At 58.9% G+C, this 23,157-nt stretch carries 21 protein-coding genes; 19 read left to right on the plus strand and 2 right to left on the minus strand.

Annotation, left to right across the window (positions count from 1 at the left end; translation table 11 throughout):
- Window positions 1-11: 11 nt before the first annotated feature.
- A complete protein-coding gene (locus BF99_RS0101990; RefSeq protein ID WP_025769546.1) occupies window positions 12-293 on the minus strand; it encodes a UxaA family hydrolase in 282 nt (93 codons plus the stop codon).
- 694 nt (window positions 294-987) lie between these two features.
- Between BF99_RS0101990 and BF99_RS0102000 the strand changes: the two genes are divergently transcribed.
- The 17 genes from BF99_RS0102000 (at window position 988) to BF99_RS0102100 (ending at window position 19,471) form a co-directional block, all read left to right on the plus strand.
- Complete coding sequence (locus BF99_RS0102000; RefSeq protein WP_038096934.1) at window positions 988-1,569, plus strand: NYN domain-containing protein; 582 nt, start codon at window positions 988-990, stop codon at window positions 1,567-1,569.
- A 236-nt stretch (window positions 1,570-1,805) separates the two neighbouring features.
- Window positions 1,806-2,555, plus strand: a complete 750-nt coding sequence (locus BF99_RS0102010) for a haloacid dehalogenase type II (protein ID WP_081759076.1) — start codon at window positions 1,806-1,808, stop codon at window positions 2,553-2,555.
- Between the two features lie 192 nt (window positions 2,556-2,747).
- On the plus strand, window positions 2,748-3,512 hold the full coding sequence (locus BF99_RS0102020) for an SDR family NAD(P)-dependent oxidoreductase (protein ID WP_025769550.1): 765 nt from the start codon (window positions 2,748-2,750) through the stop codon (window positions 3,510-3,512).
- 383 nt (window positions 3,513-3,895) lie between these two features.
- On the plus strand, window positions 3,896-5,893 hold the full coding sequence (locus BF99_RS0102025) for an AMP-binding protein (RefSeq protein WP_025769551.1): 1,998 nt from the start codon (window positions 3,896-3,898) through the stop codon (window positions 5,891-5,893).
- Window positions 5,890-6,726, plus strand: coding sequence for an ABC transporter ATP-binding protein (locus tag BF99_RS0102030; protein WP_025769552.1), 837 nt, complete (start codon window positions 5,890-5,892; stop codon window positions 6,724-6,726). The genes BF99_RS0102025 and BF99_RS0102030 overlap by 4 nt, the downstream gene beginning before the upstream one ends.
- A 74-nt stretch (window positions 6,727-6,800) precedes the next feature.
- Complete coding sequence (locus BF99_RS0102035; RefSeq protein WP_025769553.1) at window positions 6,801-7,784, plus strand: branched-chain amino acid ABC transporter permease; 984 nt, start codon at window positions 6,801-6,803, stop codon at window positions 7,782-7,784.
- Window positions 7,785-7,844: 60 nt separating this feature from the next.
- Window positions 7,845-8,921 carry a branched-chain amino acid ABC transporter permease gene (locus tag BF99_RS0102040; RefSeq protein ID WP_025769554.1) on the plus strand — a complete coding sequence of 359 codons (1,077 nt, stop codon included), beginning with the start codon at window positions 7,845-7,847 and terminating at the stop codon, window positions 8,919-8,921.
- A 145-nt stretch (window positions 8,922-9,066) separates the two neighbouring features.
- Window positions 9,067-10,353 (plus strand): ABC transporter substrate-binding protein, encoded by a 1,287-nt coding sequence (locus BF99_RS0102045; RefSeq protein WP_025769555.1) that lies wholly within the window; start codon window positions 9,067-9,069, stop codon window positions 10,351-10,353.
- A 245-nt stretch (window positions 10,354-10,598) separates the two neighbouring features.
- The gene (locus BF99_RS0102055; RefSeq protein WP_025769557.1) at window positions 10,599-11,438 is read left to right on the plus strand and encodes an ABC transporter ATP-binding protein; all 840 of its coding nucleotides are present in this window, start codon (window positions 10,599-10,601) and stop codon (window positions 11,436-11,438) included.
- A 93-nt stretch (window positions 11,439-11,531) separates the two neighbouring features.
- Window positions 11,532-12,782, plus strand: coding sequence for a phenylacetate--CoA ligase family protein (locus BF99_RS0102060; RefSeq protein ID WP_025769558.1), 1,251 nt, complete (start codon window positions 11,532-11,534; stop codon window positions 12,780-12,782).
- A complete protein-coding gene (locus tag BF99_RS20005) occupies window positions 12,763-13,584 on the plus strand; it encodes a hypothetical protein (protein WP_025769559.1) in 822 nt (273 codons plus the stop codon). The genes BF99_RS0102060 and BF99_RS20005 overlap by 20 nt, the downstream gene beginning before the upstream one ends.
- Before the next feature lie 173 nt (window positions 13,585-13,757).
- A complete protein-coding gene (locus BF99_RS0102070; protein WP_025769560.1) occupies window positions 13,758-14,009 on the plus strand; it encodes a MoaD/ThiS family protein in 252 nt (83 codons plus the stop codon).
- A 327-nt stretch (window positions 14,010-14,336) separates the two neighbouring features.
- Window positions 14,337-14,822, plus strand: coding sequence for a 4Fe-4S dicluster domain-containing protein (locus BF99_RS0102080; RefSeq protein ID WP_025769562.1), 486 nt, complete (start codon window positions 14,337-14,339; stop codon window positions 14,820-14,822).
- A 50-nt stretch (window positions 14,823-14,872) separates the two neighbouring features.
- Entirely contained in the window at window positions 14,873-16,723 is a 1,851-nt protein-coding gene (locus tag BF99_RS0102085) for an aldehyde ferredoxin oxidoreductase family protein (protein WP_025769563.1), read from the plus strand.
- Between the two features lie 108 nt (window positions 16,724-16,831).
- Window positions 16,832-18,175: an NAD(P)/FAD-dependent oxidoreductase gene (locus BF99_RS0102090; protein WP_025769564.1), complete on the plus strand. Its 1,344-nt coding sequence runs from the start codon at window positions 16,832-16,834 to the stop codon at window positions 18,173-18,175.
- Between the two features lie 114 nt (window positions 18,176-18,289).
- Window positions 18,290-18,610 (plus strand): hypothetical protein, encoded by a 321-nt coding sequence (locus BF99_RS0102095; protein WP_025769565.1) that lies wholly within the window; start codon window positions 18,290-18,292, stop codon window positions 18,608-18,610.
- A 3-nt stretch (window positions 18,611-18,613) separates the two neighbouring features.
- A complete protein-coding gene (locus BF99_RS0102100; protein ID WP_025769566.1) occupies window positions 18,614-19,471 on the plus strand; it encodes a biotin--[acetyl-CoA-carboxylase] ligase in 858 nt (285 codons plus the stop codon).
- Window positions 19,472-19,694: 223 nt separating this feature from the next.
- Here the strand turns inward: BF99_RS0102100 and BF99_RS0102105 are convergent, their stop codons facing one another.
- Window positions 19,695-20,411, minus strand: coding sequence for a 3-keto-disaccharide hydrolase (locus BF99_RS0102105; protein WP_081759066.1), 717 nt, complete (start codon window positions 20,409-20,411; stop codon window positions 19,695-19,697).
- A gap of 393 nt (window positions 20,412-20,804) precedes the next feature.
- On the opposite strand from BF99_RS0102105, the gene BF99_RS0102115 reads away from it, so the two are divergent.
- Together BF99_RS0102115 and BF99_RS0102130 are read left to right on the plus strand one after the other, a co-directional pair.
- Complete coding sequence (locus tag BF99_RS0102115) at window positions 20,805-21,128, plus strand: YbjQ family protein (RefSeq protein ID WP_038096977.1); 324 nt, start codon at window positions 20,805-20,807, stop codon at window positions 21,126-21,128.
- A gap of 481 nt (window positions 21,129-21,609) precedes the next feature.
- Complete coding sequence (locus BF99_RS0102130) at window positions 21,610-23,151, plus strand: trimethylamine methyltransferase family protein (protein ID WP_197019011.1); 1,542 nt, start codon at window positions 21,610-21,612, stop codon at window positions 23,149-23,151.
- The last annotated feature ends 6 nt before the right edge of the window (window positions 23,152-23,157 follow it).

Here is a 23,157-nt window from a genome sequence, read left to right on the forward strand (position 1 = left end):
CGATGACGGGCTTACCAACGCTTGGTCTTGATATTGTGCACATGGGCGTGCTCGCCCAAAGCGATGGTCGCCACCGCCTTGCCGATATCCACCCCGTATTTGATCACGGTATCACCCGCTTGCAGGGGCTTGATCGCGAGCTTGTGGCCGATCGGGATATCGCTGACCGCCCGAAAGGCAATCTCCCGATCCTGATCCATGATCCAACCGGTCAGATCCGCGCCCGCTTCGACCCCCTCGACCACCACGACACCGACGCTATCGCCTTCGTCGTGCACCACGAAATCGATCATCTCTCGAAAAACCTCCCTATTGGACGATGGGCTTGTCGGGATATGACAAGCAGCCGGCTCTCGTGAAGACCTGCCGATAAAGCGTTCATGCAACGCCCGTGGGAGCTCGGCAGGGAGCTCGATGAGCCGGCAAGGCGTGCTTTGCGCACTCCCAAGCGGATCGAAGGACCCATGGCACGGGCACCGCCAAAGGGTAGACTATATCCCCGATTGCATCTTCTGTCAGGGACACCCGCACCGAGGCTCGAAGATGCGCCGGAAAATCGCGCACGATCCCGCCTTCGTCGGGGCGAGGGCGGGGAACGACAATTCTTCGAAAGGCGGCGAAAAGCGAGCGAGACTCGAAGCCGCTCGAAGCGAGCGATATCGGCAAGAAGAAGCAATCCGAGGGTGTTCACGCCGTTGACCGGCCACCTCGATCGGGAGCAATGCCAACCACCGATGGCGGCATTGGGTACACTGAACAAGCGCTAAAAACCTTTCGTCCATCGCCGGAACCCTTGGGCCTTGGACGATTCCGTTTTTCAAAAAATTCTTTTTATTCGCACAAAGTGCGCAACTTTTGGCGATATCGATGGTCTAACCATTCACGAGAAGGGGATTTTCCCTTCGGATTGAAATACCGGGTGCAAGACCGGCTCGAATCCATGCCGACCGAGCATCCATCCCTAACTTTCAGCGAGAGAAAATCGAAATGATAACGATCAGTGCCGGCCAAGATTCGAAGGATCTCTATCTTCTGGTCGACGGCGAAAATATTGACGGGACCTTGGGGAGCATCATCGGGCACCAGCCCACCGGAGAGGATCGCCCCCGCTGGGATCGGGTTTTGGAATTCGCCAAAAATCTCTGGAGCGGTCGCAACGTCAAGCCCTTCTTTTTTCACAATGCGACCTCCTACATCCCATGGCCCTTCATCCAAGCGCTCAAGTCGATCGGATTTCGGACCGTCCTGCTCACCGGACCCGAGGGGACGGCCCGAGAGGTGGTCGACGAAGGGATTCAGAAAATGCTCGCAGCCATCGCCGAGCACGAGGGCGATGTACTGCTGATGAGCCACGATGGTAGCTACCGCGATTACTTGGAAGACCTAAGCGATGGCAGAAGGCATATCGCGATGCTGGTCTTCAAGGAATATATCGCCGGGGGCTATAAATCGGTCACGGATTTGGAGCTCTTCGATCTCGAGGAGGATGCCCGCGCCTTCCAAAGCGGTCCTTTGCCCCGGGATCGGCAGATTTCCATCGACGAGTTCAATCCCGAAGATCTGCTTTGATCTCATCCTTGCCGCCGTTCGACCCTCATTCGAAGGAGCGCATATCGGATATCGAAGAATCCATCGGCTTGAATGAGCGGTCGATCCCGGCGGGGGCAAGGCAAGCGGGGCAAGACAGCCAAGGAGGTGCGAGATCGCGCCGATCGAGGGTATGCTAGGCGGGGTGCTTGCGCATCTTACGCGCGTCTTATCCGCTGCCGCATCCGCCGCCGAGCGAATACCCGAGGAAAAAGCGCATGAGCCAAACCCTGCGATCCGGCCGAACGATCCCCCCGGCGGCGAAGGGGAGATTCATCGGCATTCGGGCTTGTGTCTTCGATGCCTACGGCACGCTTTTCGATGTGCACTCGGCGGTCGCACGCCATCGGTGGCGTTTGGGGGAGAAGGCGGATGCGATTTCCTCTTTGTGGCGAAGCAAGCAGCTCGAATACAGCTGGCAGCGCACCATCTCTCGACGCTACGTCGACTTTTGGCAGATAACCGCCGATGGATTGGATTTCGCCCTCGACGCCCACGCCGTCGATGATGACGCTCTTCGAGAGGATCTCCTCGACGCTTACCTAACCCTCGATTGCTACTCCGAGGTCCCCGGCGTTCTACGATCTATCAAGGACGCCGGTCTTCATACCGCGATCCTCTCGAACGGTTCGCCGATGATGCTCGAAGCGGCGGTGAGCCGAGCCGGGATCGGGGATCTGCTCGATGCGGTGATTTCCGTGGACGCCTTGGGTCTTTACAAGCCGACTCCCGATGTCTACCGATTGGCCATCGAGCGATTCGATATCGGCCGCTCGCAAACGGCTTTCTCCTCTTCGAATGCCTGGGATGCCGCCGCTGCGGCCTGTTTCGGTTTTAAGGTCGCTTGGTGCAACCGCTTTTCCCAAGCGAGGGAGCGCCTGCCCGGCACCCCGGATGCGGAAATTCGCAGCCTCGACGAACTCCTTGACCTGCTCGAAAAGGATCCGGCTCCCCAAGAGCAGATCTGACTCGAAAGGGATGGAAATCGGGGGGATGAAAATCGAAGAGATGGAAATCGGGCGCCGGCGATCGAAGCCTGCAAGATCAAAGCCAACCGCCCTCATCTTCCTCCTTGCGCTCGAAAGAAACGGCTTCGCCGCTTGCAACCGGCATCGATATCTCCCGATACCCTCGATAACACTTCACCTGCGAGATCTTCCATGAGGATCGAAGGACAATCCGCAATCATCACCGGCGCAGGCTCGGGGATGGGCGCCGCTTGCGCTCGCCGGCTTGCCGCCGCCGGAGTCAAGGTCGCCTTGCTCGATGCCAATGCCGAAACCGTCGCCGATGTCGCCCGAGAAGTCGGCGGGATGGGGCTGCATTGCGATATCCGCGATGCCGCGCAAACCGAAGGGGCGATCGATCGGGCCTTCGAAAAGCATGGCCCGGCGCGCATTTGCATCAACTGCGCCGGGGTCGTCGCCGCCGAGCGGATCGTCAAACGAGACGGACCGGCCTCGCTCGACGCTTTTCGCGATGTCATCGATATCAATCTGATCGGAACCTTCAACGTGATGCGTCTTTGCGCAACGCAGATGAGTACACTCGAACCCGTCGATGAAGGCGGCGAGCGCGGGGTGATGATCACCACCGCCTCGATCGCTGCCTTCGACGGGCAGATCGGGCAAGCCGCCTACTCGGCCTCCAAAGCGGGGATCGTCGGGATGACACTGCCGTTGGCGAGAGACCTCGCCAAATTCGGGATCCGAGTGATGACCATCGCCCCGGGACTGATGGATACCCCGATGCTGGCCGGATTGCCCGATAAGGCGCGCGAAAGCCTTGCCGCTTCGGTCCCCTTTCCGAAGCGCTTCGGGCAGGCGGAGGAATTTGCGGACTTGGCGATCCATATCGTCGAGAACGCCATGCTCAACGGCGGCGTCATCCGACTCGACGGGGCGCTTCGGATGCCCCCGAGCTGAGCGATTCGAATCCCTTCGTCGTTCGATCGCATCCTCTACCCATTCAATCCGACCGGCGATGGACAAGGCGATTGGCGATTGGCTATCGGCTCGGGATCGATGGCACAGCGAAGGCGAAAGAATCGATCGAAGGATCCTAAGGACAAGGACAAGGCCAAGGTATCCTTATAGAAAGGTATCCTTATAGATTAGACTTTCCGCGATGGACTCGGCGATACCGGAATCGAAAAAACGCTCCGATGATTTCGCTGATGATTTGGCGCAAATGCGGGCCACAATCGTGCAAGATCCATTATGACAAGGGGCGTTCAGACCTTTGAAAAAAACAATGGAGGCTCGAGAGGAATGAGAGAAATGAAGCGATCCGAGGGGAAATCGAAGCGGTGAGCGAATCCGCCGAGAATCGACGAACGCGATCGGTCCCTGCGCTCTTTCGTCGCAACGCCGCGCAATTCGGCAGCGAACCCGCCTACCGAGAGAAAGAATTCGGGATTTGGCAGTGCTGGACTTGGGCGCAAGTATCGGCGCAGGTCGAGACTCTGGCCAAGGGGCTGATCGATCTCGGTCTGGACGAAGGCGATTTCGTTGCCATCGTCGGTCGCAACCGACCGGATCTCTATATGTCGATGGTGGCGGTGCAGATGGCGGGGGCGGTGCCGGTGCCGCTTTATCAAGATGCCGTCGCCGACGAGATGGCTTGGACATTGGATCACTGCGGGGCCCGTTTCGTGATCGCCGGGGATCAGGAACAGGTCGACAAGGTACTGGAAATCCAAGGCAAGGCGACCACCCTCGAGACCGTGATCTATCTCGACCCTCGCGGCCTGCGCAACTACGATCACACCCGCTTGCACTCTTATCGCTCGCTGCTCGAGCGCGGCGAGAAAGCCGGATCGGCGATCACGGACGAACTCGAGCGGCGAGAAGCGGCGATCGACTCCGAAAGCATCTGCGTGATCCTCTATACCTCCGGCACCACCGGTCGCTCCAAAGGGGTGGTGCTGACCCACGGGAATATCATCTCCGCCTCTCGCATCTCGGCCAAGTTCGACAAACTCGGGCGCGAAGACAATGTCCTCGCCTATATGCCGATGGCCTGGGTCGGGGACTTCATCTTTTCGATCGGTCAGGCATCGTGGACCGGGTTTTGCGTCAACTGTCCCGAGAGCGCAGATACCATGACCACCGATTTGCGGGAGATCGGTCCGAGTTATTTCTTCGCCCCTCCGAGGGTTTTGGAACACCGGCTGACCGAAGTGATGATCCGCATGGAAGACGCCGGTCGGATCAAACGCGGTCTCTTCGGATATTTCATGGACCATGCCCGTCGGGTCGGGGCCTCGATACTGGATCGTCGGCCCGTGGGCCTGCTCGATCGAATCAAATACGCCCTCGGTGAGATCCTGATCTACGGCCCCCTCAAAAACACCCTCGGATACAGCCGGATACGAGTCGGCTATACCGCAGGCGAAGCCATCGGTCCCGATATCTTCGATTTCTACCGATCGCTGGGTATCAACTTGAAGCAGCTTTACGGACAAACCGAGGCCTCGGTCTTCATCACCTACCAGCCCGATAACGAAGTGCGCTCCGATACGGTGGGCATCGCGGCCCCCGAGGTCGACCTGCGAGTGGACGAAAAGGGCGAAGTGTTCTATCGCTGCCCCGGCGTGTTTCGCGAGTACTACCGCGATCCGGAAAACACCCGCGCCACCAAAGATGCCGATGGCTGGGTCGCCACCGGGGATGCCGGTTTCTTCGAAAAGAAAAGCGGTCATCTTCGTATCATCGACCGGGCCAAGGATGTCGGGAAATTGGCCGACGGGAGGATGTTCGCTCCCAAATATGTCGAGAACAAACTCAAATTCTACCCATCGATCTTGGAGGCGGTGGTCTTCGGATTGGATCGCGAGCACTGCGTGGCTTTCATCAATATCGACCTCGCCGCCGTGGGGAGTTGGGCCGAACGCGGCAATATCGCCTACTCCAGTTATCAAGAACTGGCGGGGCATCCGCAGGTCCTCGACCGTATCCAATCCCATATCGAAGAGGTCAACGCCCAGCTGGCCAACGATGAAATGCTGGGGGGCTGCCAGATCCGCCGCTTCTTGGTGCTGCACAAGGAACTCGACGCCGATGACGGGGAGCTGACCCGCACCCGCAAGGTTCGCCGCCAAGTGATCGGCGAGAAATACGGCGATCTGATCGAGGCCCTTTACAGCGAGAGAAGCCGCATCTCGACCGAAACCGAGGTCACCTACGAGGACGGGCGCAAGGGATCGATCGCTGCGGATTTGGATTTGCGAGATACGAAGGTCGTGCCGGCGGAGGATGCATCGCCTGCGAGCGGATCGCCGATGCCCGAGGGAAGCCGCAAATGATCCATGCCGCAACCAAGGGCGCCGAGGCGAGCGGCGATAGCCCCTTAGCCACCGACAAAGCCGGCGACCCGATCTTGGAGTTGCGAGATATCAGCTTGAGCTTCGGGGGCGTGGCGGCCATCAAAGATGTCAGTTTCGATATCCTCGAGGGCGAAATTCGGGCCATCATCGGTCCGAACGGCGCCGGCAAATCATCGATCCTCAATGTGATATCGGGCTTTTATGTCCCCCAAGAGGGCCGCATCGTTTATCGAGGGGCTCGGCGTCCCTCGCTCAAACCCTACCAAGTGGCGCGTCAGGGGATCGCCCGCACCTTCCAAAGCATCGCCTTGTTCGAGGGCATGAGCGTGCTCGACAATGTGATGACCGGGCGCATCAACCACATGCGTTCCGGCCTGCTCTCGCAAGCGCTATGGCGTGGACGAGCCGAACGGGAGGAGGTCGAAAATCGCAAGTTCTGCGAAGGGATCATCGACTTCCTCGAAATCCAGCATATCCGCAAGACCCGGGTCGCCCAACTCCCCTACGGACTCAAAAAGCGGGTCGAGCTGGCAAGGGCCTTGGCATCGGAACCGAAGCTCCTGCTGCTCGACGAGCCGATGGCGGGTATGAGCGTGGAGGAAAAAGAGGATATGTGCCGCTTCATCCTCTACGTCAACGACGAAATCGGAACCACCATCGCTTTGATCGAGCACGATATGGGGGTGGTCATGGACTTGAGCGATCGGGTGGTCGTGATGGACTACGGACGCAAGATCGGCGACGGCTCCCCCGACGAGATCCGGAATAACCAAGCGGTGATCGATGCCTATCTCGGAGTGGTCCATGACTGACCGAATGAAATACGCATCGCCAAAGCGCTGCATCCCCCTTCGGTACGAAGGCGAAGAGCGAGGAGATTCATAGCGTGGACAACCTGATCTTCGCCGCCGAGGTATTCGTCAACGGATTGATGGCCGGGGTGCTTTATTCTTTGGTCGCGATAGGCTTCGTCCTGATCTACAAAGCATCGGGTATTTTCAACTACGCCCAAGGGGTGATGGCCCTGTTCAGCGCCCTGACCTTGGTCGGATTGATGAACGGTCAGGTACCCTTCGGGCATCTGATCAACGCGATCTTCGGCACTCAGGTGCATCATTTCGGATGGCACCTCCCGGCCATCGTCGCCATCGTCCTCACCATGGGGGTTATGGTGGCCTTGGCGTGGATCGTGCAACGGGTCATCTTCCGACACCTGATCAACCAAGAGCCGATCATCTTGTTCATGGCCACCATCGGCTTGGCCTATTTCATGGAAGGACTGGGCGACATGATGTGGGGGGCGGATATCAAGAAGCTCGATATCGGCCTGCCGCAGGGAATCAATACCGGCATCGATTCGTTCACCGCCGATCTCTTCGGCTACGGATTTTTCATCGACAATCTCGATATCGTGGCCACGTTCATCGCCGCCGGACTCGTCGTCGTGCTCGTCGCTTTTTCGCACTACACCAAGCAGGGAAGGGCCATGCGCGCGGTGGCCGACGATCATCAAGCGGCCCTGTCGGTCGGGGTCTCGCTCAATTTCATCTGGATATTGGTCTGGTCGGTGGCGGGCTTCGTGGCCTTGGTGGCCGGGATCATGTGGGGCACCAAGTCGGGGGTGCAATTCTCGCTCTCGCTGATCGCGCTCAAAGCCCTGCCGGTCTTGATGCTCGGCGGCTTCACCTCGATCCCCGGGGCCATCGTCGGCGGGCTGATCATCGGTATCGGGGAGAAACTCTTCGAATTCTCGGTCGGTCCGATCATCGGCGGCGCCACCGAGAACTGGTTCGCTTATGTGCTGGCACTGATCTTTCTCGTCTTCAGGCCGCAAGGACTTTTCGGCGAACGCATCATCGAAAGGGTCTGAACATGGAAGCCACCAAAACCTTCGCACCGAAAACCGCCGCGTACAAAGGCCGGAAAAACGATGTTCTATCGTGAAGCGGGAGACATCAAGACATCTTATGTCGATGACGGACAAACATTCCCGATCCGTCTCGATCGACAACTTTATTTCTCGGCGCTGATCGTGGCGTGGGGGGTGATCCCCTTTCTCGTCGACGACTATTGGGCCAATGCGGTCTTGCTGCCCTTCCTGATCTATGCGATCGCCGCCATCGGACTCAATATCCTCGTCGGCTATTGCGGTCAGGTATCGCTCGGCACCGGCGGTTTCATGGCGGTGGGTGCGTATGCCGTCTATAAGTTGATGACCGCGATGCCCGAGGTCAATATCCTCATCCATGTCTTCCTCGCCGGCGGCATCACCGCGCTGGTGGGCGTGCTTTTCGGTCTGCCCTCGTTGCGTATCAAGGGCTTTTATCTGGCCGTTGCCACTCTGGCCGCCCAGTTTTTCCTGGTCTGGCTTTTCAATCGCGTTCCATGGTTTTACAACTACTCCGCCTCCGGGCAAATCACCGCTCCCGAGCGCACGATCTTCGGGGTCGTGGTCACCGGTGCGAATTCGGAAACTTGGGCGACCTACCTCGTCTGCCTTTTCTTCGTGACCCTTGCGGCGCTGATCGCCCGCAATCTCACCCGCGGGGCGATCGGCCGCCAATGGATGGCGATCCGCGATATGGACATCGCCGCCGAAATCATCGGAGTCAATCCGCTTTCCGCCAAACTCGGCGCTTTCGCCGTCAGCTCCTTTTTCATCGGCGTATCCGGCGCCCTCTTCTTCGCCGTCTATTTGGGGGCGGTCGAGGTCGGCGAGGTCTTCGGGATCAACAAATCCTTTCTCGTCCTGTTCATGATCATCATCGGGGGGTTGGGATCGATCTTGGGCAGTTTCGCCGGCGCCGCCTTCTTGGTGCTGCTGCCGGTTCTGCTCAAGAACGTGCTGGTCGGAGGATTGAACTGGCCCACGGATCTCGCAGCCCATCTCGAGTTCATGATCGTCGGAGCCCTGATCGTCATCTTCCTCGTCGCCGAGCCGCATGGAATCGCCCAGCTGTGGCGTTTGGCCAAGGAAAAACTTCGACTATGGCCCTTCCCGCACTAGATTTCCCGTCGGATTGATTCGCTTTTTCGGTTTTTCGCGCATCATTGATACCGAAAAAACGGCACTCATTCCCTCGATCCTTGTCTGATGTCCGAGCCTTTTCCTTTTCGCACCCACCCAATCGATAACCGGAGGATTCAAAGCGATGAAAAAAACACTTTTCGGCACCCTCATCGTCGGGGCCTTGACATCGGCGACCCCGGCGATGGCCGAGTTGGTCTTTCCCTCGTTGAGCTACCGCACCGGACCCTACGCCGCCAACGGCGTCGCCATCGCCGACGGCTACGCCGACTACTTCACCTTGCTCAATGAGCGCGACGGCGGCATCGGCGGCGAGAAAGCCCGGGTTATCGAATGCGAGACCGCCTACAACACCGAAAAGGGCGTCGAGTGCTACGAATCGACCAAGGGATCCGGGGCGCTGGTCTACCAACCCTTTTCGACCGGAATGACCTATCAGCTGATCCCCAAGGTCACCGCGGACGGCATCCCCTTGCATACGATGGGCTACGGACGCACCTCGGCCAAGAACGGCATGGTCTTTCGCAATGTCTTCAACTATCCCGCCAACTATTGGGACGGCGCTTCGGTCGCGATCAAACACCTGCTCGCCATCAACTCCGGGGATATCAAGGGCAAGACCGTCGCTTTGGTCTATCACAACTCCGCCTACGGCAAGGAGCCTATCCGCACCCTCGAAGAACTGAAGAAAAAACACGGCTACGAGCTGCTGCTCTTGCCGGTGGACCATCCGGGGCAGGAACAAAAATCGCAATGGCTGCAGATCCGGCGGGAGCGCCCCGACTATGTCCTGATGTGGGGCTGGGGCATCATGAATCAGGTTGCCATTCAAGAGGCGGTCAACATTCGCTATCCGATGGAAAACTTCATCGGCATCTGGTGGTCCGGCTCGGAAAACGACGTGCTTCCCGCCGGCGATGGTGCCAACGGCTACAAGTCCTTGACCTTCCACAATCTCGGCGATGATTTCCCTCTTTACGACGATATCCGCAAGTACGTGACGGATGCCGGAAAAGCGGCCGGAGACGGTACCCATGTCGGCACCGTGCTCTATAACCGGGGACTTTATGCCGCGATGTTGGCAGCGGAAGCGGCGAAAACCGCCCAAAAAATCCACGGCACCGGCAAGATCACCCCGATGCAGATGCGAGACGGCATGGAAGCGCTGGAAATGACCGAGGAAAAGATGACGGCCTTGGGATTGCCGGATTTCGGACCGAGCTTCGATGTCAGCTGCGAAAACCATGGCGGGGACGGTTTTGCGGCGGTTGCGCAGTGGAATGCCGGGGCGAAGCAATGGGAGTTGATCACGGAATACGTCCAAGCGGATCAGGATGTGGTCAATCCTCTGATCGATGAGGACTCCACGGCCTTTGCCAAGGAAAACAATATCTCTCCCGGCTGCGGCTGATCGCTCGACCCTTGATCGAGGGTATCTTCGAAAAAAGCCGTATTCCCGCCGCTTCGAAAGGGCGGGAATGCGGTGCTTTTCGATGCGCTTCGATCTTGCACGGGATAAGCGACCCCCAAGCTTCGAATCATCGATCGGGATTCGAAGCGGACGACCCGTTCACATATCGACGAAAGCGGCCGACGAGCCTCGGCCGGAACGGGTGCACGCAAAGGGTATAAGGCCAAAGGAGTGAGGAGAGGATCGTGATCTCGCAACCAAGTGCCCAAGTCAGCGACGAGAAAGAGATCATTCTCGATATCAACAATATCGAGGTGATCTACAACCACGTCATCTTGGTGCTCAAAGGCGTCTCCCTCCAAGTGCCCAAACGCGGCATCACCGCCCTTTTGGGGGGCAACGGTGCGGGTAAAACCACGACGCTCAAGGCAATCTCGAACCTGCTGCGCTCCGAACGAGGGGAAGTCACCAAAGGCTCGATTCTCTATCGAGGCGATCGAATCGAGGAGCTCGATCCCTCGACCTTGGTCAAACGCGGGGTGGTGCAAGTGATGGAAGGGCGCCACTGCTTCGAGCACCTGACGATCGAGGAAAACCTGCTGACCGGAGCCTATACCCGACAAGACGGAAAGGATGCGATCGCCACCGATCTCGAGATGGTCTATCGCTATTTTCCGCGGCTGAAAGAACGCCGACGCTCGCAAGCGGGATATACCTCGGGTGGCGAGCAGCAGATGTGCGCGATCGGTCGAGCCTTGATGAGTCGCCCCGAAACGGTCTTGCTCGACGAGCCATCCATGGGGCTCGCCCCGCAGCTGGTGGAGCAGATCTTCAATATCGTCAAATCCATCAACGAGAACGAATCCGTCACTTTCTTGCTGGCGGAACAAAATACCAATATGGCTTTGCGCTTCGCTCACTACGGATACATTCTCGAATCGGGGCGAGTGGTGATGGACGGCCCGGCCTCGCAGTTGAGGGAAAACCCGGACGTCAAGGAGTTCTACTTGGGGATGTCCGAAAAGGGACGCAAATCCTTCAAAGATGTGCGCAGCTATCGTCGGCGCAAGCGCTGGCTATCATGAGATCGCTCTTGCCGAACCCGGATCCTCTTTTTCCGACCCCGATGCGCTCGCAGCCTCTTTGGCCCTTTTGACCCTCTCGATGAGTTCCCTTCGATGAGCCTTGAATACTTCGACCGACTCGAAACCCGATCGCCCGCCGAGCGCGAGGAAGCGCTCTTTTGCGCCTTGCGCAAATCCCTGCCCGAAGCGATGCGGGCACCGGCCATCGCTCGCTCGCTCGAGGGGATCGACCCGCAAGCGATCCAAGATCGCAATGATCTCGCTCGCTTGCCGTTGATCCGAAAATCCGATCTGAGCGAGCTGCAAGCCAAGCATCCGCCCTTCGGCGGGCTCGCCCCCTTGTCCATCGGCGAATACGCAAGCATCTTCGCTTCCCCGGGGCCGATCTTCGAGCCGATCGATCATCGCCCGGATCCCTTTCGCACCGCACGGGCGCTGTTCGCCGCCGGGATCCGAAAGGGGGAATTGGTGCACAACGCTTTTTCCTACCACTTCACCCCCGCCGGAGCGATGCTCGAAAGCGGCGCCCATGCCTTGGGATGCGCGGTTTTCCCCGCAGGTCCCGGACAAAGCGAGATCCAAGTGCAAACCATCGCCCGATTGCGCCCGAGCGCTTGGACCGGCACCCCTTCTTTCCTTCTCATCCTTCTCGAAAAAGCGGCAACGATGGGCGAGGACGCAAGCTCGCTCGAACATGCCTTGGTTTCGGGCGAAGCCCTGCCCGAAAGCCTGCGGGCCGCCATCGCCGAGTATCGAGTCGAAACCGCGCAGTGCTATGCGACCGCCGATGTCGGGCTCATCGCCTACGAGGCGCCGATCCCGGGTGCAGGCGCTCCGGCAGGGATGATCCTCGACGAGGGCATCATCGCCGAGATCGTCAGGCCCGGTACCGGCGATCCGGTGCCCGAGGGCGAAGTCGGCGAAGTGGTGGTCACCGTTCTCGATTCGAAGTGGCCGCTGGTGCGCCTGGCCACCGGGGATCTCTCCGCCGTGCTGCCGGGGGTCAGCCCCTGCGGGCGTACCAATACCCGTATCCGGGGTTGGATGGGGCGTGCGGATCAGACCACCAAGGTCAAAGGGATGTTCGTCCACCCTTCCCAAATCGCTCAGGTCGCGGCGCGACACCGGGAAATTCTCAAAGCCCGGTTGGTGGTCACCCGCGACAATCACCTCGATACCATGACCTTGCATTACGAGAGCGAGCATCGAGATCAAGGGGTGGACGAGGCCATCTGCGCATCCTTGCGGGATATCTGCAAACTGCGCGGCGAGACGCTCGCATGCGAACCGGGCTCGCTTCCCAACGATGGCAAGGTGATCGAGGATGCCCGCACCGACGAATGAACCCGCGCGCCATCTGCAAACGGGAGACGGAGAGAACTCGCCGGCGGCGACGGCCCCATCCGAACTTAAGTATTCGGATATCGCTTCGCTGGTCGAAGACGCCGGGCTCGATATACGAGGCGCCTTTCATCCCTTAAAAAGCGATGGGGTGCCGCCTTTTTCCGATGGTCGCTCGGTGGCGACCTTGTTCCTGATCGGCAACGAAGGCCGGCGGATGTGGCCTTTTTTCACCGCATCGAAAGAGGCGAGGGATCATCAGGCGCATCCGCTGGATCGCTTCAGTCGCAGAATCGTTTCCAGGATCGCCGCTCGGCTCGAAGCGGTGGCGCTCTTTCCCTTCGATGGGCCGCCTTGGCTACCCTTTTTGCGCTGGGCGCAAAAAGCGGGACCCTTATTCCCCTCCCCCATCGGTCCCTTGATACATCCGGTTTTCGGCCTTTGGCATGCCTTTCGAGGGGCGTTGGGGTTCCATCGGCGCATCGAATTGCCCGCCGCCGATAGCCAAGCGACGGGAGCCGACGATGATAGGTGGCCCTGCCGAAACTGCATCGAGCGACCATGCTTGAAAGCCTGTCCGGCCGAGGCTTTCGCCTCAAAGCGCTACGATGCGGATCAATGCACGATGCATCTTCGAAGCGATGCGGGCAAGGACTGCGTCGGCTTCGGATGCCTTGCCCGACGCGCCTGTCCGATCGGAAAAGCCTTCACTTACTCCCCGTCGCAATCCGAATTCCATACCCGGGCTTTCTTGGCCGCAGCCCCGCCGAGGCGAAGCGATCCATCGGCTTCGAAGGGCGTGTAAAGTCGCACGAGTCGAATGAACGAGGGCTCGAAAATCCGAAAATACGATGCTTGGACCTGCAAGGAGAGATCGAGCATATCGATCCTTCATTCGAAAAAAACCGTCTTATCGAATGCCATGAGCGATGCCTTCGCTCCACGAAAGGGATATTGCACGATGACGAGGCACGATCAATGAAAGTGACGGTGAAGCTCTTCGCCTCGTTGGGGGATTACCTGCCGCAAGGAGCGAAGCGCAATCAGATCGAGATGGAATATCCCCCCGGGACCACCTTGATGGATATCGTGGAGCATCTCAAGGTTCCTCGAGAGCTCGCTCATCTCGTGCTCATCGACGGAGTGTTCGTGCCCTTGGAAGAGCGCTCGACTCGAATTCTGGCCGAAGGCGAGGAGATCGCGATCTTCCCGCCGGTCGCCGGGGGGTGATCTCGCCCTTGCCGATGGTGTGGAGGGAGAAAAAAGCGATCGCTGCCGATCGACGACAATCCGCAATCCGCCTCCACCGACGGCAACCCGCAACCGAAGGATGCTTCGAAAAAAAAATGATAGCGATCTTTCAAACGTGCAACAATCCGATCACCACCGCTCGATCGAGGAGGTTTTCGATATCCCCCGATCCTCTTTCAATCCCGTTTTTCTTCGTCGGCACCGATCGGGGATAATCCAAGGAGGATCCAAAAAGAATCTCGGCAAGGACGATCGAAGAGCCCGAGATCAATCGCTTGGCCTGAATCGATAAGAGGAGATCGATCCATGCAAAGAGCTCTCAAACTGGAACCGGAAAAGTGCACCGGTTGCCTGCAGTGCGAATTGGCATGCTCGTACGAGAACGAGGGTGTCTTCAATCCTTCCAAATCGCGCATTCGCGTTTTTACCTTTCACTACGAAGGGCGCTTCGCCCCCTACACCTGTACCCAATGCGACGAGGCATGGTGCATGCAAGCCTGCCCCGTCGATGCGATCGTGCTCAACCGGCAGACCGGATCGAAAGATGTCCTCGCCGATACTTGCGTCGGCTGCAAGGTTTGCACCATCGCCTGCCCCTTCGGGACGGTGAACTACGACGCCGATAGCGGCAAGGTCATCAAATGCGACCTTTGCGGCGGCGATCCGGCCTGCGCCAAGGCCTGTCCGACCGAAGCCATCACTTGGGTGGATGTCGAGCAACACGGATTGGATCGGATGCGGGCTTGGGCGGCGCAGGGTGTGGATCCCGCTCGTCCTCAACCGAGCGTCTAAAACCTCGAACGCCGCTATCGAATCGAAAAAAACAAGAGGAGGATGCAGCCATGGGCTGGACCAGAAAAGTTCTGCGAGTGGACTTGCAAGCGCGCACTTGCACCGAGGAGCCCCTCAATATGGAGTGGGCGAACGATTATTTGGGGCAACGCGGACTCGCCTCCAAATACCTTGCCGAGGAAATCGATCCCAAAGTCGATCCCCTTTCCCCGGGGAACAAGATGATCATGGTCACCGGACCGTTGACGGGCACGATGGCCTCGACCGGGGGTCGGTATTCCGTGGTCACCAAGAGCCCTCTGACCGGAGCGATCGCCTGCTCCAACTCCGGTGGATTCATCGGGGCCGAGATCAAAAACGCCGGCTGGGACATGATCATTTTCGAAGGCAAGGCCTCGTCCCCGGTCTACCTCTACCTGGAAAACGACAAAGCCGAGCTGGTTGCCGCCGACGATCTTTGGGGGAAATCCGTTTGGGAAACGGATCAGCTGCTGCACGGCAAGCATCAGGATCCGAAACTTCGGATCGCCTGCGTGGGTCGCTCGGCCGAGGCCGGATGCCTCTATGCGTCCATCGTCAACGACCTTCACCGAGCCGCCGGACGATCCGGGGTCGGCACCGTCATGGCCTCCAAGAACCTCAAAGCGGTCGCCGTGCGAGGCACCAAGGGAGTCTCCGGCATCAAAGATCCCAAGCGCTTCATGCAATCGACCCAAGACGGCAAGAAGGTGCTAAAAGAACATGCGGTGACCGGCCAAGGGCTTCCGACCTTCGGAACCCAGGTTCTGATGAATGTCATCAACGAGGTCGGGGCGATGCCCACTCGCAATATGCGGGATGTGAAATTCGAGGGGGCGCATAAAATCTCGGCCGAAGCCATGGCCGAAAAGCGAGAAAGCGACAACCGGGCGAATTTGGTCACCAATGCCGCCTGCTTCGGCTGCACAATCGCCTGCGGACGAATCTCGGTGATGGACCAAGGCCACTTCACGATCGAGAACAAGCCTCAATACTGGGGAGCATCGGGAGGGCTCGAGTACGAGTCCGCTTGGGCCTTGGGCTCCGATACCGGAATCGATGATCTTGAAACCCTCACATACGCCAACTATCTGTGCAACGAGGATGGCATGGATCCGATCTCCTTCGGGGCCACGGTGGCGGCGGCGATGGAACTTTACGAAACCGGGGCGATCGACGACACGATCACCGGCGGTGTGAAGTTCAACTTCGGCTCCTCCGAGGCCTTGGCCAAGGCGGCGGAGATGACCGCCATCGGCGAGGGTTTCGGCAAGGATTTGGGCTTGGGTTCGAAGCGTCTATGCGAAAAATACGGGCGCCCCGAACTCTCGATGACCGTCAAGGGGCAAGAGTTTCCGGCTTATGACCCGCGCGGCATCCAAGGCATGGGCCTGACCTACGCCACATCGAATCGCGGGGCCTGCCATCTGCGCAGTTATACCGTCAGCGCCGAGGTATTGGGGCTGCCGGAAAAGCACGATCCTTTGACGACCGAGGGCAAACCGGCTTTGGTCAAGATCTTTCAGGATCTGACCGCGGCGGTGGACTCATCGGGTCTTTGCGTCTTTACCACCTTCGCTTGGGGGCTCGAAGACATCGCACCGCAGATCGATTCCGCATGCGAGGGCGAATGGACGGCGGAGCGTTTGCTGGAGGTCGGTGAGCGGATCTGGAATCTGGAGCGTCGTTTCAATAACCAAGCCGGATTCACCAGCGCGGACGATACCCTCCCCCCTCGCTTCTTCAAGGAGAAAGCGAATACCGGTCCCGCCGAAGGCAAGATCTCGGGGTTGGCCGAGATGTTGCCGGAATACTACGATCTCCGCGGTTGGACACCCGAGGGGGTGCCTTCCAACGAAACGCTGCAACGTCTCAAGCTCTGATAAAGCGGATACCGCCGGCGGGGCTGCGGGCTTTTAAGGGAACACCCCTTCTCGCCCCGCTCCGCCGGTCGGATCACAACCGATCCTCACACACCGGAGAGACGAACGATGCGCCACGTGATCATCGGAGCGGGGCCCGCCGGCGTGATCGCCGCCGAAACTCTCAAAAAAAACGATCCGGCAGCGACCGTCACCATCATCGGGGACGAGCCCGAGCCACCCTATTCCCGCATGGCCATTCCCTACCTGCTGCAAGAGAATATCCCCGAACAAGGCACTTGGCTGCGCAAGAATCGGGATCACTACGATGCCTTGGGCATCCGTATCATCCGGGATCGAGTCGAGTCGATCGATCGCAAAGCAAAGAGCGTTGCGCTCCTCGAAGGGGCGGCCGAATCCTACGATCGCCTGCTGATCGCCACCGGCTCAAGGCCGATCAAGCCCCCGATCGAAGGTATCGATCTGCCGCAAATACATCCTTGTTGGACGCTCGAAGACGCCCGCAACATCATCGCCTCGGCGAAAAAGGACGAGCCGGTGCTGCTGATGGGTGCCGGATTCATCGGCTGCATCATCTTGGAGGCGCTGGCTCGGCGCGGGGTCGATCTGAGCGTCGTCGAAATGGGGGACCGCATGGTTCCCAGAATGCTCGACGAAAAGGCGGGGGGCCATATCAAGCACTGGTGCGAGAGCAAGGGCATCGCCGTCCACACCTCCAATCGGGTCGAGCGTATCGAGCGGGTCAAGGGTAAATGGCCGGGGATCGGCGGCGATTCGAAGCTCGTCGCTCATCTTGCCGATGGCCAAACGATCGAGGCCTCCTTGATCATCCGCGCGACCGGGGTCCTCCCCAATATCGATTTTCTCGATGGCTCCGGTATCGAGATCGGGAGCGCAAAGGGTATCTTGGTGGACCGCCACTTGCGCAGCAGCGACGAGAATATCTACGCGGCCGGGGATGTGGCCGAGGGAATCGATTTCTCGACCGGCGAGCATTCGGTGCAGGCCATCCAACCGACGGCTGCGGATCACGGACGTATCGCAGCCCTCAATATGAGCGGAAGGAAGGCCCTCCATCAAGGCTGCGTCAATATGAACGTGCTCGATACCGTGGGGCTGGTTTCATGCTCTTTCGGTCAATGGATGGGGGTCGATGGCGGCAGCTCGGCGACCTTGGACTCCCCCGAACAATATCGCTATATCAACCTGCAATTCGAAGACGATATCTTGGTAGGGGCCAGCCTGCAGTTCAAGGTCAAGGAAGATGATGTACCGAGCCCTACCGGGCAACACGGAGTCGGCATCTTGCGGGGGCTGATCCAAAGCCGGGTGCGGCTCGGCCGGTGGGTGGAGCATCTGCGCGAGGATCCTTCGCGTTTTGCCGAGGCCTACGTTGCGCAATCCCAAGCGGTCGAGGCCAATACCCGGGCCTTCAATCCTCTCGGGCACTGAACGAGAGCGACCGAGAAGGCATGCATCGACCTTGGCGGGTGATGCGGACCGTCGGGTGAAGGGGGTACCGGAAAAGCCTTGCTCGATCCGCCGGATCATCGATACGAAAAGGCCATGAACTGCGATCCTCGTTTCGCCGAAGAACCCCTCGTGATTCGCCGTCGGATGAGCATCACCCGTCGGGAGTTCATGCGATCGCTGATACCGGCTATCGCCCCCGCCAAGTTCGAAGAGAGTATCGATGGTCACCTCATCGAGGTCATCGGGGCTCCCGGCAGGGTCGAGATACATCTTTCGGATGAGCGAGAGCGACGCCTGGCCTCGCTTCGCCTACCGATCATTGACGTTCGCATCACACTGACCGGCTTCGAGCCGGAGGCGAGGAAACGCTTTCTTTCCCGATTCGAGCGCGCTTTCCAGCGTGGCGGTGGGTGATGGATGATATCGAAGGCCGAGGATTCTTCCGCCCTTGAAGGAGACGACCGAAGCGGCGGACTCGCTTTTACCTCGGCGGACCTGCCGCATCTACCGCCGGCTTTTCATCCGATCCAAGTGGGGGCTGTCGGCAGCGTCGTCGACGAGGCGTTGGCAAGATCCCTTGATGGGGCCGAGGAAGGAACGCTGATCATCGCCGCCGAGCAAAGCGATGCCCGCACTCGTCGGGGGCATCGCTGGCAAGGCGATGCGGGAAATCTTCACCTCGCTCTCATCATCCGCCCCGACTACCCCAACGAGGAGGGTTGGCAGCTCGTCTACGTCAACGCATTGGCCGCAAGCAGCGCCATCGCCCAACTAATCTCGCCGATGACCGGCCTGCGTTTTTCTTGGCCGAATCGCCTGCTCATCAACGATCTGCTCGCCGCTCGTATCGATATGAGGAGCAACGATCCCGAGATCGATCCCCATCCCGATCTGATCCTCGGGCTCAGCGTCAATATCGCTTCCCACCCTCCCCAGCCCGAGCCCGAGGAATACAACTCGATCCACGCTTGCGGGAGTGTCGATATCGGCCCCTTCGATGCGCTCGAAGCTTATGCCAGTTGCTTCTTGTCATGGTCGGCTCTTTGGGCCGACGAGGGATTCGCACCGATCCGCCGGGCCTTTCTCATCCGCATGCAAGGTCTTCATGAGCGATGCGATCTGCGGCTCTTCGGCGGCGAGATCGTCTCCGATCGCATCGAGGATATCGATGATAAGGGGCGGCTGATCATGAGCGCTTCGAGTATCGGACCGGGAGAGTATTTCGGAATGGCCGGTTCTCATCATGATCGATCGAAGACATCGACGAGGATATAAAAAAGCCCGAGAAACGTTCTTTCCCGGGCCGAATCACCTTTGAGCCAAGCAAGCGGATTGGCCCGTATTCATCTACTTTTACCGCTATCCCTATCGACTCCTTGCTCGTAGCTTGCCAAGCCAAAAGAGAACTCCTTCGTCGACTCGAGGCCGAACAGAGGAGCGATGCGGGCTTTTCCCCGCTTTATTTCGAAAAGATCGCCTCGAAGATCGATCGATACCCTCAGCTGGAACCGGGAAATAGCGTGGTTCTGACGGAATCCCACCAAGAACTTCCGATCGGCTCGAAGTGGATCTTCCTAAACTGCACCTTGCCGTCGTTGAAACGCTGCAAGGCGATATGACCCTCTCGGTGGGTCTCATCGATCAAAGAGGCGGTTTCGACTCCGTTGATACTCACCTTGATGAGATCGCCCTCGGCATGGATATCCATTCGACTCCAGCGGCCGGCGGTATTGACCCGCTCGATCGGGGATTTATGGGTCACGATGGCCCCGGTGCGAAAATCCTGATTCTCGTGATCGTCCCAGATATTGAGTTCATAACACTCGAGCGGGGAGATCTTCTCGGGGGAGGAGCAGCGGATCAAGACCCCGCTGTTGACGAAGCTACCGACATGGAATTCGAGCGATAGGTGGAAATCGCCATAACGGCCTTGACTTATCAGCAGGGTATCGGCCTTGGAGTCCGATATGATCACTCCGTTTTCGACCCTCCAGCTACCATCGACGCTTTGCGTCCAACCATCGAGCGTGGCGCCGTCGAAAAATGGCTTGGACGAAAGGATATCGTCAAGGCCGGCGGCGAAGCCGGTACCGAAAAGCCCTCCTCTATTCTCTCCGCTTTGCCCACCGGTATCGAGACTTTGACAGCCGACAAGCACGGCGCTCGAAAAGACGAGAGCAACGAGGGGGTTTAGCAGCCTACGGCATTTCGCCATCTTTCCGCTCCTATGATAGTGCGAAGGATCCACGCTTTGATGCCCGGCTCGGCAATCAAGCAGTTAAATCCATGCCAATATAGCACATTGAAAAGCCTTTGGTATCCATCATGCCGACCATGCTTCGAAGATCGTCATCGAGCGGCATTCTTTCACCTGCCCAACGGAGGTCAAGGGGCGATGGGTGATGGGCAAGCAAACCGTCCCGTAAAGGAATATCCCGCCGACGACACCTCTTTTTCGGATAGGGCAAAGCATCTTTTTCGATGATCGAAAAAACCACCCTTGCGAAGTGGATTTGGATGGATCCAAAGGGCTTCTCCTCGGGCGAGGGAGGCTGATTCGATTCCCTGCACCAAGACCCGGTGACCTGTGGCAAAAGGAGACGCATCCATGCATGTGACAACGACCTTTCAGATCGAGGGATTCAGAATCTTGGAGTACAAGGGGCTGGTTCGTGGAATCGTCGTTCGATCCCCGACCATCAATCAAAGCATCACCGGAGGCCTGAAAAGCATCGTCGGCGGGGAAATCGGCGCCTATACGGAAATGTGCGAGCAAACTCGCGATCAGGCCTACCACGAGATGGTGCAACACGCTGTGGATCTCGGGGCAAACGCCATCGTCGGGATCCGATACGATGCTTCGGAGGTCGTGACGCGATCGACCGAAGTGCTCTGCTACGGTACCGCGGTCGTCATCGAGCGGGAGGTGTAACCCCCTCGATCTCGTTTGACGAGGCCCAAAAGGCATCCCTGAATCCGAGCGATCGACGATCGAGGGGGATGCCCATTCGCTTCGTATCTCTTGGCGTCTCCCCTGGCGGCATCCGAGGCGAGGGGGCGGCAACGACCGACTTGTCAAGGCGCACCGGATCCAAGTCTTTTCGAAGGCGGGCAGCGATGCCGGGAAGTCCGCAAACATCGAAACCCTTTGACCGCCGCAACCACTCTCCTTGGAAGGGATTCGAATGGGATAGTTCGGATCACGAATCCGATGCCTTGTCCATCGACGGATCAAAATGAATGAATCGAAAAAACGACGGCATCGTCGGCAAGGCGGCTCGGGCGATCCTTTATAAGATAGCGATACCTGTCAAGGCCGAGATGAGCGCATCTGCGACCAATCTCGGCTACGCTTGCAATCGAGAAGACCGCGGCCCGCTTCCGGCCCCGAAATATCCGAGGAGATGCTGTCGATGAGCGCTCGTAAAAGCACCAATCGCGCCGAAAAGGGCGGTCGCTCGGCCCGTCGCCGAGCCCGGCTCGAAGCCCCGGTGGAGATGTTACCCCCGCTGGAGATCGCCCTGCCCCTCTACGAGCCTTTGAACGAGGAAGAGGTCGAGAACCTGCACGATGCCTCGATGCGCATCCTGGAAGAAATCGGTATCGATTTTCGAGACCCTGAAGCACTGGAGTATTGGAGGCAAGCCCGCGCCGATGTCGAAGGCAATCGGGTGCGTATCGATCGAGGCCTGCTGATGGAGCTCGTCTCCTTGGCCCCCGAGCGCTTCGTTCTTTCGGCCCGCAATCCCGATCGCGATGTTCCGATCGGAGGGCGTTCGATGGCTTTCGTGCCCACCTACGGCTCGCCCTTCGTGCTCGATTTCGACAATCAGCGACGCTATAGCACCCTCGATGACTTGCAGGCTTTCCATCGACTGGCCTATATGTCTCCCTCGATGCACCTCACCGGCGGCGTCACCTGCGAGCCGGTCGATGTCCCCGTGCCCAAGCGCCACCTCCATATCGTCCACAGCGCGCTCGTCAACTCCGACAAGCCCTTCATGGGAGCCACCACCGCCCGCGACCGCGCCGAGGATACCGTGGCGATGGCCAAGATCGCCTTCGGCGAGGACTTCCTCGAAGAGCACGTCGTACTCACGGCGGTTTTGAGCTGCAATTCGCCCTTGGTCTGGGATGCGACCATGCTCGATGCGCTCAAAGTCTATGCCGCCAATAACCAAGCGATCATCCCCTCTCCCTTCGTGATGGCGGGAGCGAGCACCCCGGCCAGCATGGTCGGGGCGGTGGCCCAAATCAACGCCGAGGCGTTGGCCGGGACCGCCTTCGCCCAATTGGTACGAAAGGGCGCACCGGTGATCTACGGGCAGTTTCTGGCGACCGTGAATATGCAAAGCGGGGCCCCGATGGCCGGGACTCCGGAGATCAGCTTGATGAATTTCATGATCGGGCAATTGGCCCGGCGCTATCGCTTGCCGTGGCGGTCGAGCGGCATGACTGCCGGATCGAAACTCGCCGATGCCCAAGCGGCGTATGAATCGAGCATGACCATGCAATCGGTCTTGCTGTCGGGGGCGAATTATGTCTTTCACTCCGCCGGTTGGCTCGAAGGCGGGCTCATGGCGAGCTTCGCGAAATTCGTGCTCGATGCGGAGCAGATGGAGATGTATCATCGCTTCGGAAGCGGGATCGATATGAGCGATCTCGACGAAGCCATCGCCGCGATGCACGAGGTGGGGCCGAGCGGGCACTTCTTGGGCACCGCCCACACCTTGGAAAGATTCCAAACCGCGTTTTTCGCTCCGAAGCTGCTCGATAATTCCAGTTTCGAGCAGTGGACGATCGACGGCGCCCAAGATGCCAGTCAACGGGCTTTGCTGCGCGCCCGGCAAATGCTCGAATCCTTCGAACCGCCACCGCTATCGGAATCGATCGACCAAGCGCTCAAAGACTATATCGCCGAGCGCGAGCAGGAGCTGCCCGATGATGTATCGTGATAATCG

The organism is Thioalkalivibrio sp. HK1, assembly GCA_000583135.1.
Taxonomy (GTDB): Bacteria; Pseudomonadota; Gammaproteobacteria; order HK1; family HK1; genus HK1.

What these genes read in the sequence shown, in the direction of transcription:
- BF99_RS0101990 (WP_025769546.1), bottom strand. Translation starts at nt 293, where the DNA reads ATGATCGATTTCGTGGTGCACGACGAAGGCGATAGCGTCGGTGTCGTG.
- BF99_RS0102000 (WP_038096934.1), top strand. Translation starts at nt 988, where the DNA reads ATGATAACGATCAGTGCCGGCCAAGATTCGAAGGATCTCTATCTTCTG.
- BF99_RS0102010 (WP_081759076.1), top strand. Translation starts at nt 1,806, where the DNA reads ATGAGCCAAACCCTGCGATCCGGCCGAACGATCCCCCCGGCGGCGAAG.
- BF99_RS0102020 (WP_025769550.1), top strand. Translation starts at nt 2,748, where the DNA reads ATGAGGATCGAAGGACAATCCGCAATCATCACCGGCGCAGGCTCGGGG.
- BF99_RS0102030 (WP_025769552.1), top strand. Translation starts at nt 5,890, where the DNA reads ATGATCCATGCCGCAACCAAGGGCGCCGAGGCGAGCGGCGATAGCCCC.
- BF99_RS0102040 (WP_025769554.1), top strand. Translation starts at nt 7,845, where the DNA reads ATGTTCTATCGTGAAGCGGGAGACATCAAGACATCTTATGTCGATGAC.
- BF99_RS0102045 (WP_025769555.1), top strand. Translation starts at nt 9,067, where the DNA reads ATGAAAAAAACACTTTTCGGCACCCTCATCGTCGGGGCCTTGACATCG.
- BF99_RS0102060 (WP_025769558.1), top strand. Translation starts at nt 11,532, where the DNA reads ATGAGCCTTGAATACTTCGACCGACTCGAAACCCGATCGCCCGCCGAG.
- BF99_RS20005 (WP_025769559.1), top strand. Translation starts at nt 12,763, where the DNA reads ATGCCCGCACCGACGAATGAACCCGCGCGCCATCTGCAAACGGGAGAC.
- BF99_RS0102070 (WP_025769560.1), top strand. Translation starts at nt 13,758, where the DNA reads ATGAAAGTGACGGTGAAGCTCTTCGCCTCGTTGGGGGATTACCTGCCG.
- BF99_RS0102080 (WP_025769562.1), top strand. Translation starts at nt 14,337, where the DNA reads ATGCAAAGAGCTCTCAAACTGGAACCGGAAAAGTGCACCGGTTGCCTG.
- BF99_RS0102085 (WP_025769563.1), top strand. Translation starts at nt 14,873, where the DNA reads ATGGGCTGGACCAGAAAAGTTCTGCGAGTGGACTTGCAAGCGCGCACT.
- BF99_RS0102090 (WP_025769564.1), top strand. Translation starts at nt 16,832, where the DNA reads ATGCGCCACGTGATCATCGGAGCGGGGCCCGCCGGCGTGATCGCCGCC.
- BF99_RS0102095 (WP_025769565.1), top strand. Translation starts at nt 18,290, where the DNA reads ATGAACTGCGATCCTCGTTTCGCCGAAGAACCCCTCGTGATTCGCCGT.
- BF99_RS0102100 (WP_025769566.1), top strand. Translation starts at nt 18,614, where the DNA reads ATGATATCGAAGGCCGAGGATTCTTCCGCCCTTGAAGGAGACGACCGA.
- BF99_RS0102105 (WP_081759066.1), bottom strand. Translation starts at nt 20,411, where the DNA reads ATGGCGAAATGCCGTAGGCTGCTAAACCCCCTCGTTGCTCTCGTCTTT.
- BF99_RS0102115 (WP_038096977.1), top strand. Translation starts at nt 20,805, where the DNA reads ATGCATGTGACAACGACCTTTCAGATCGAGGGATTCAGAATCTTGGAG.
- BF99_RS0102130 (WP_197019011.1), top strand. Translation starts at nt 21,610, where the DNA reads ATGAGCGCTCGTAAAAGCACCAATCGCGCCGAAAAGGGCGGTCGCTCG.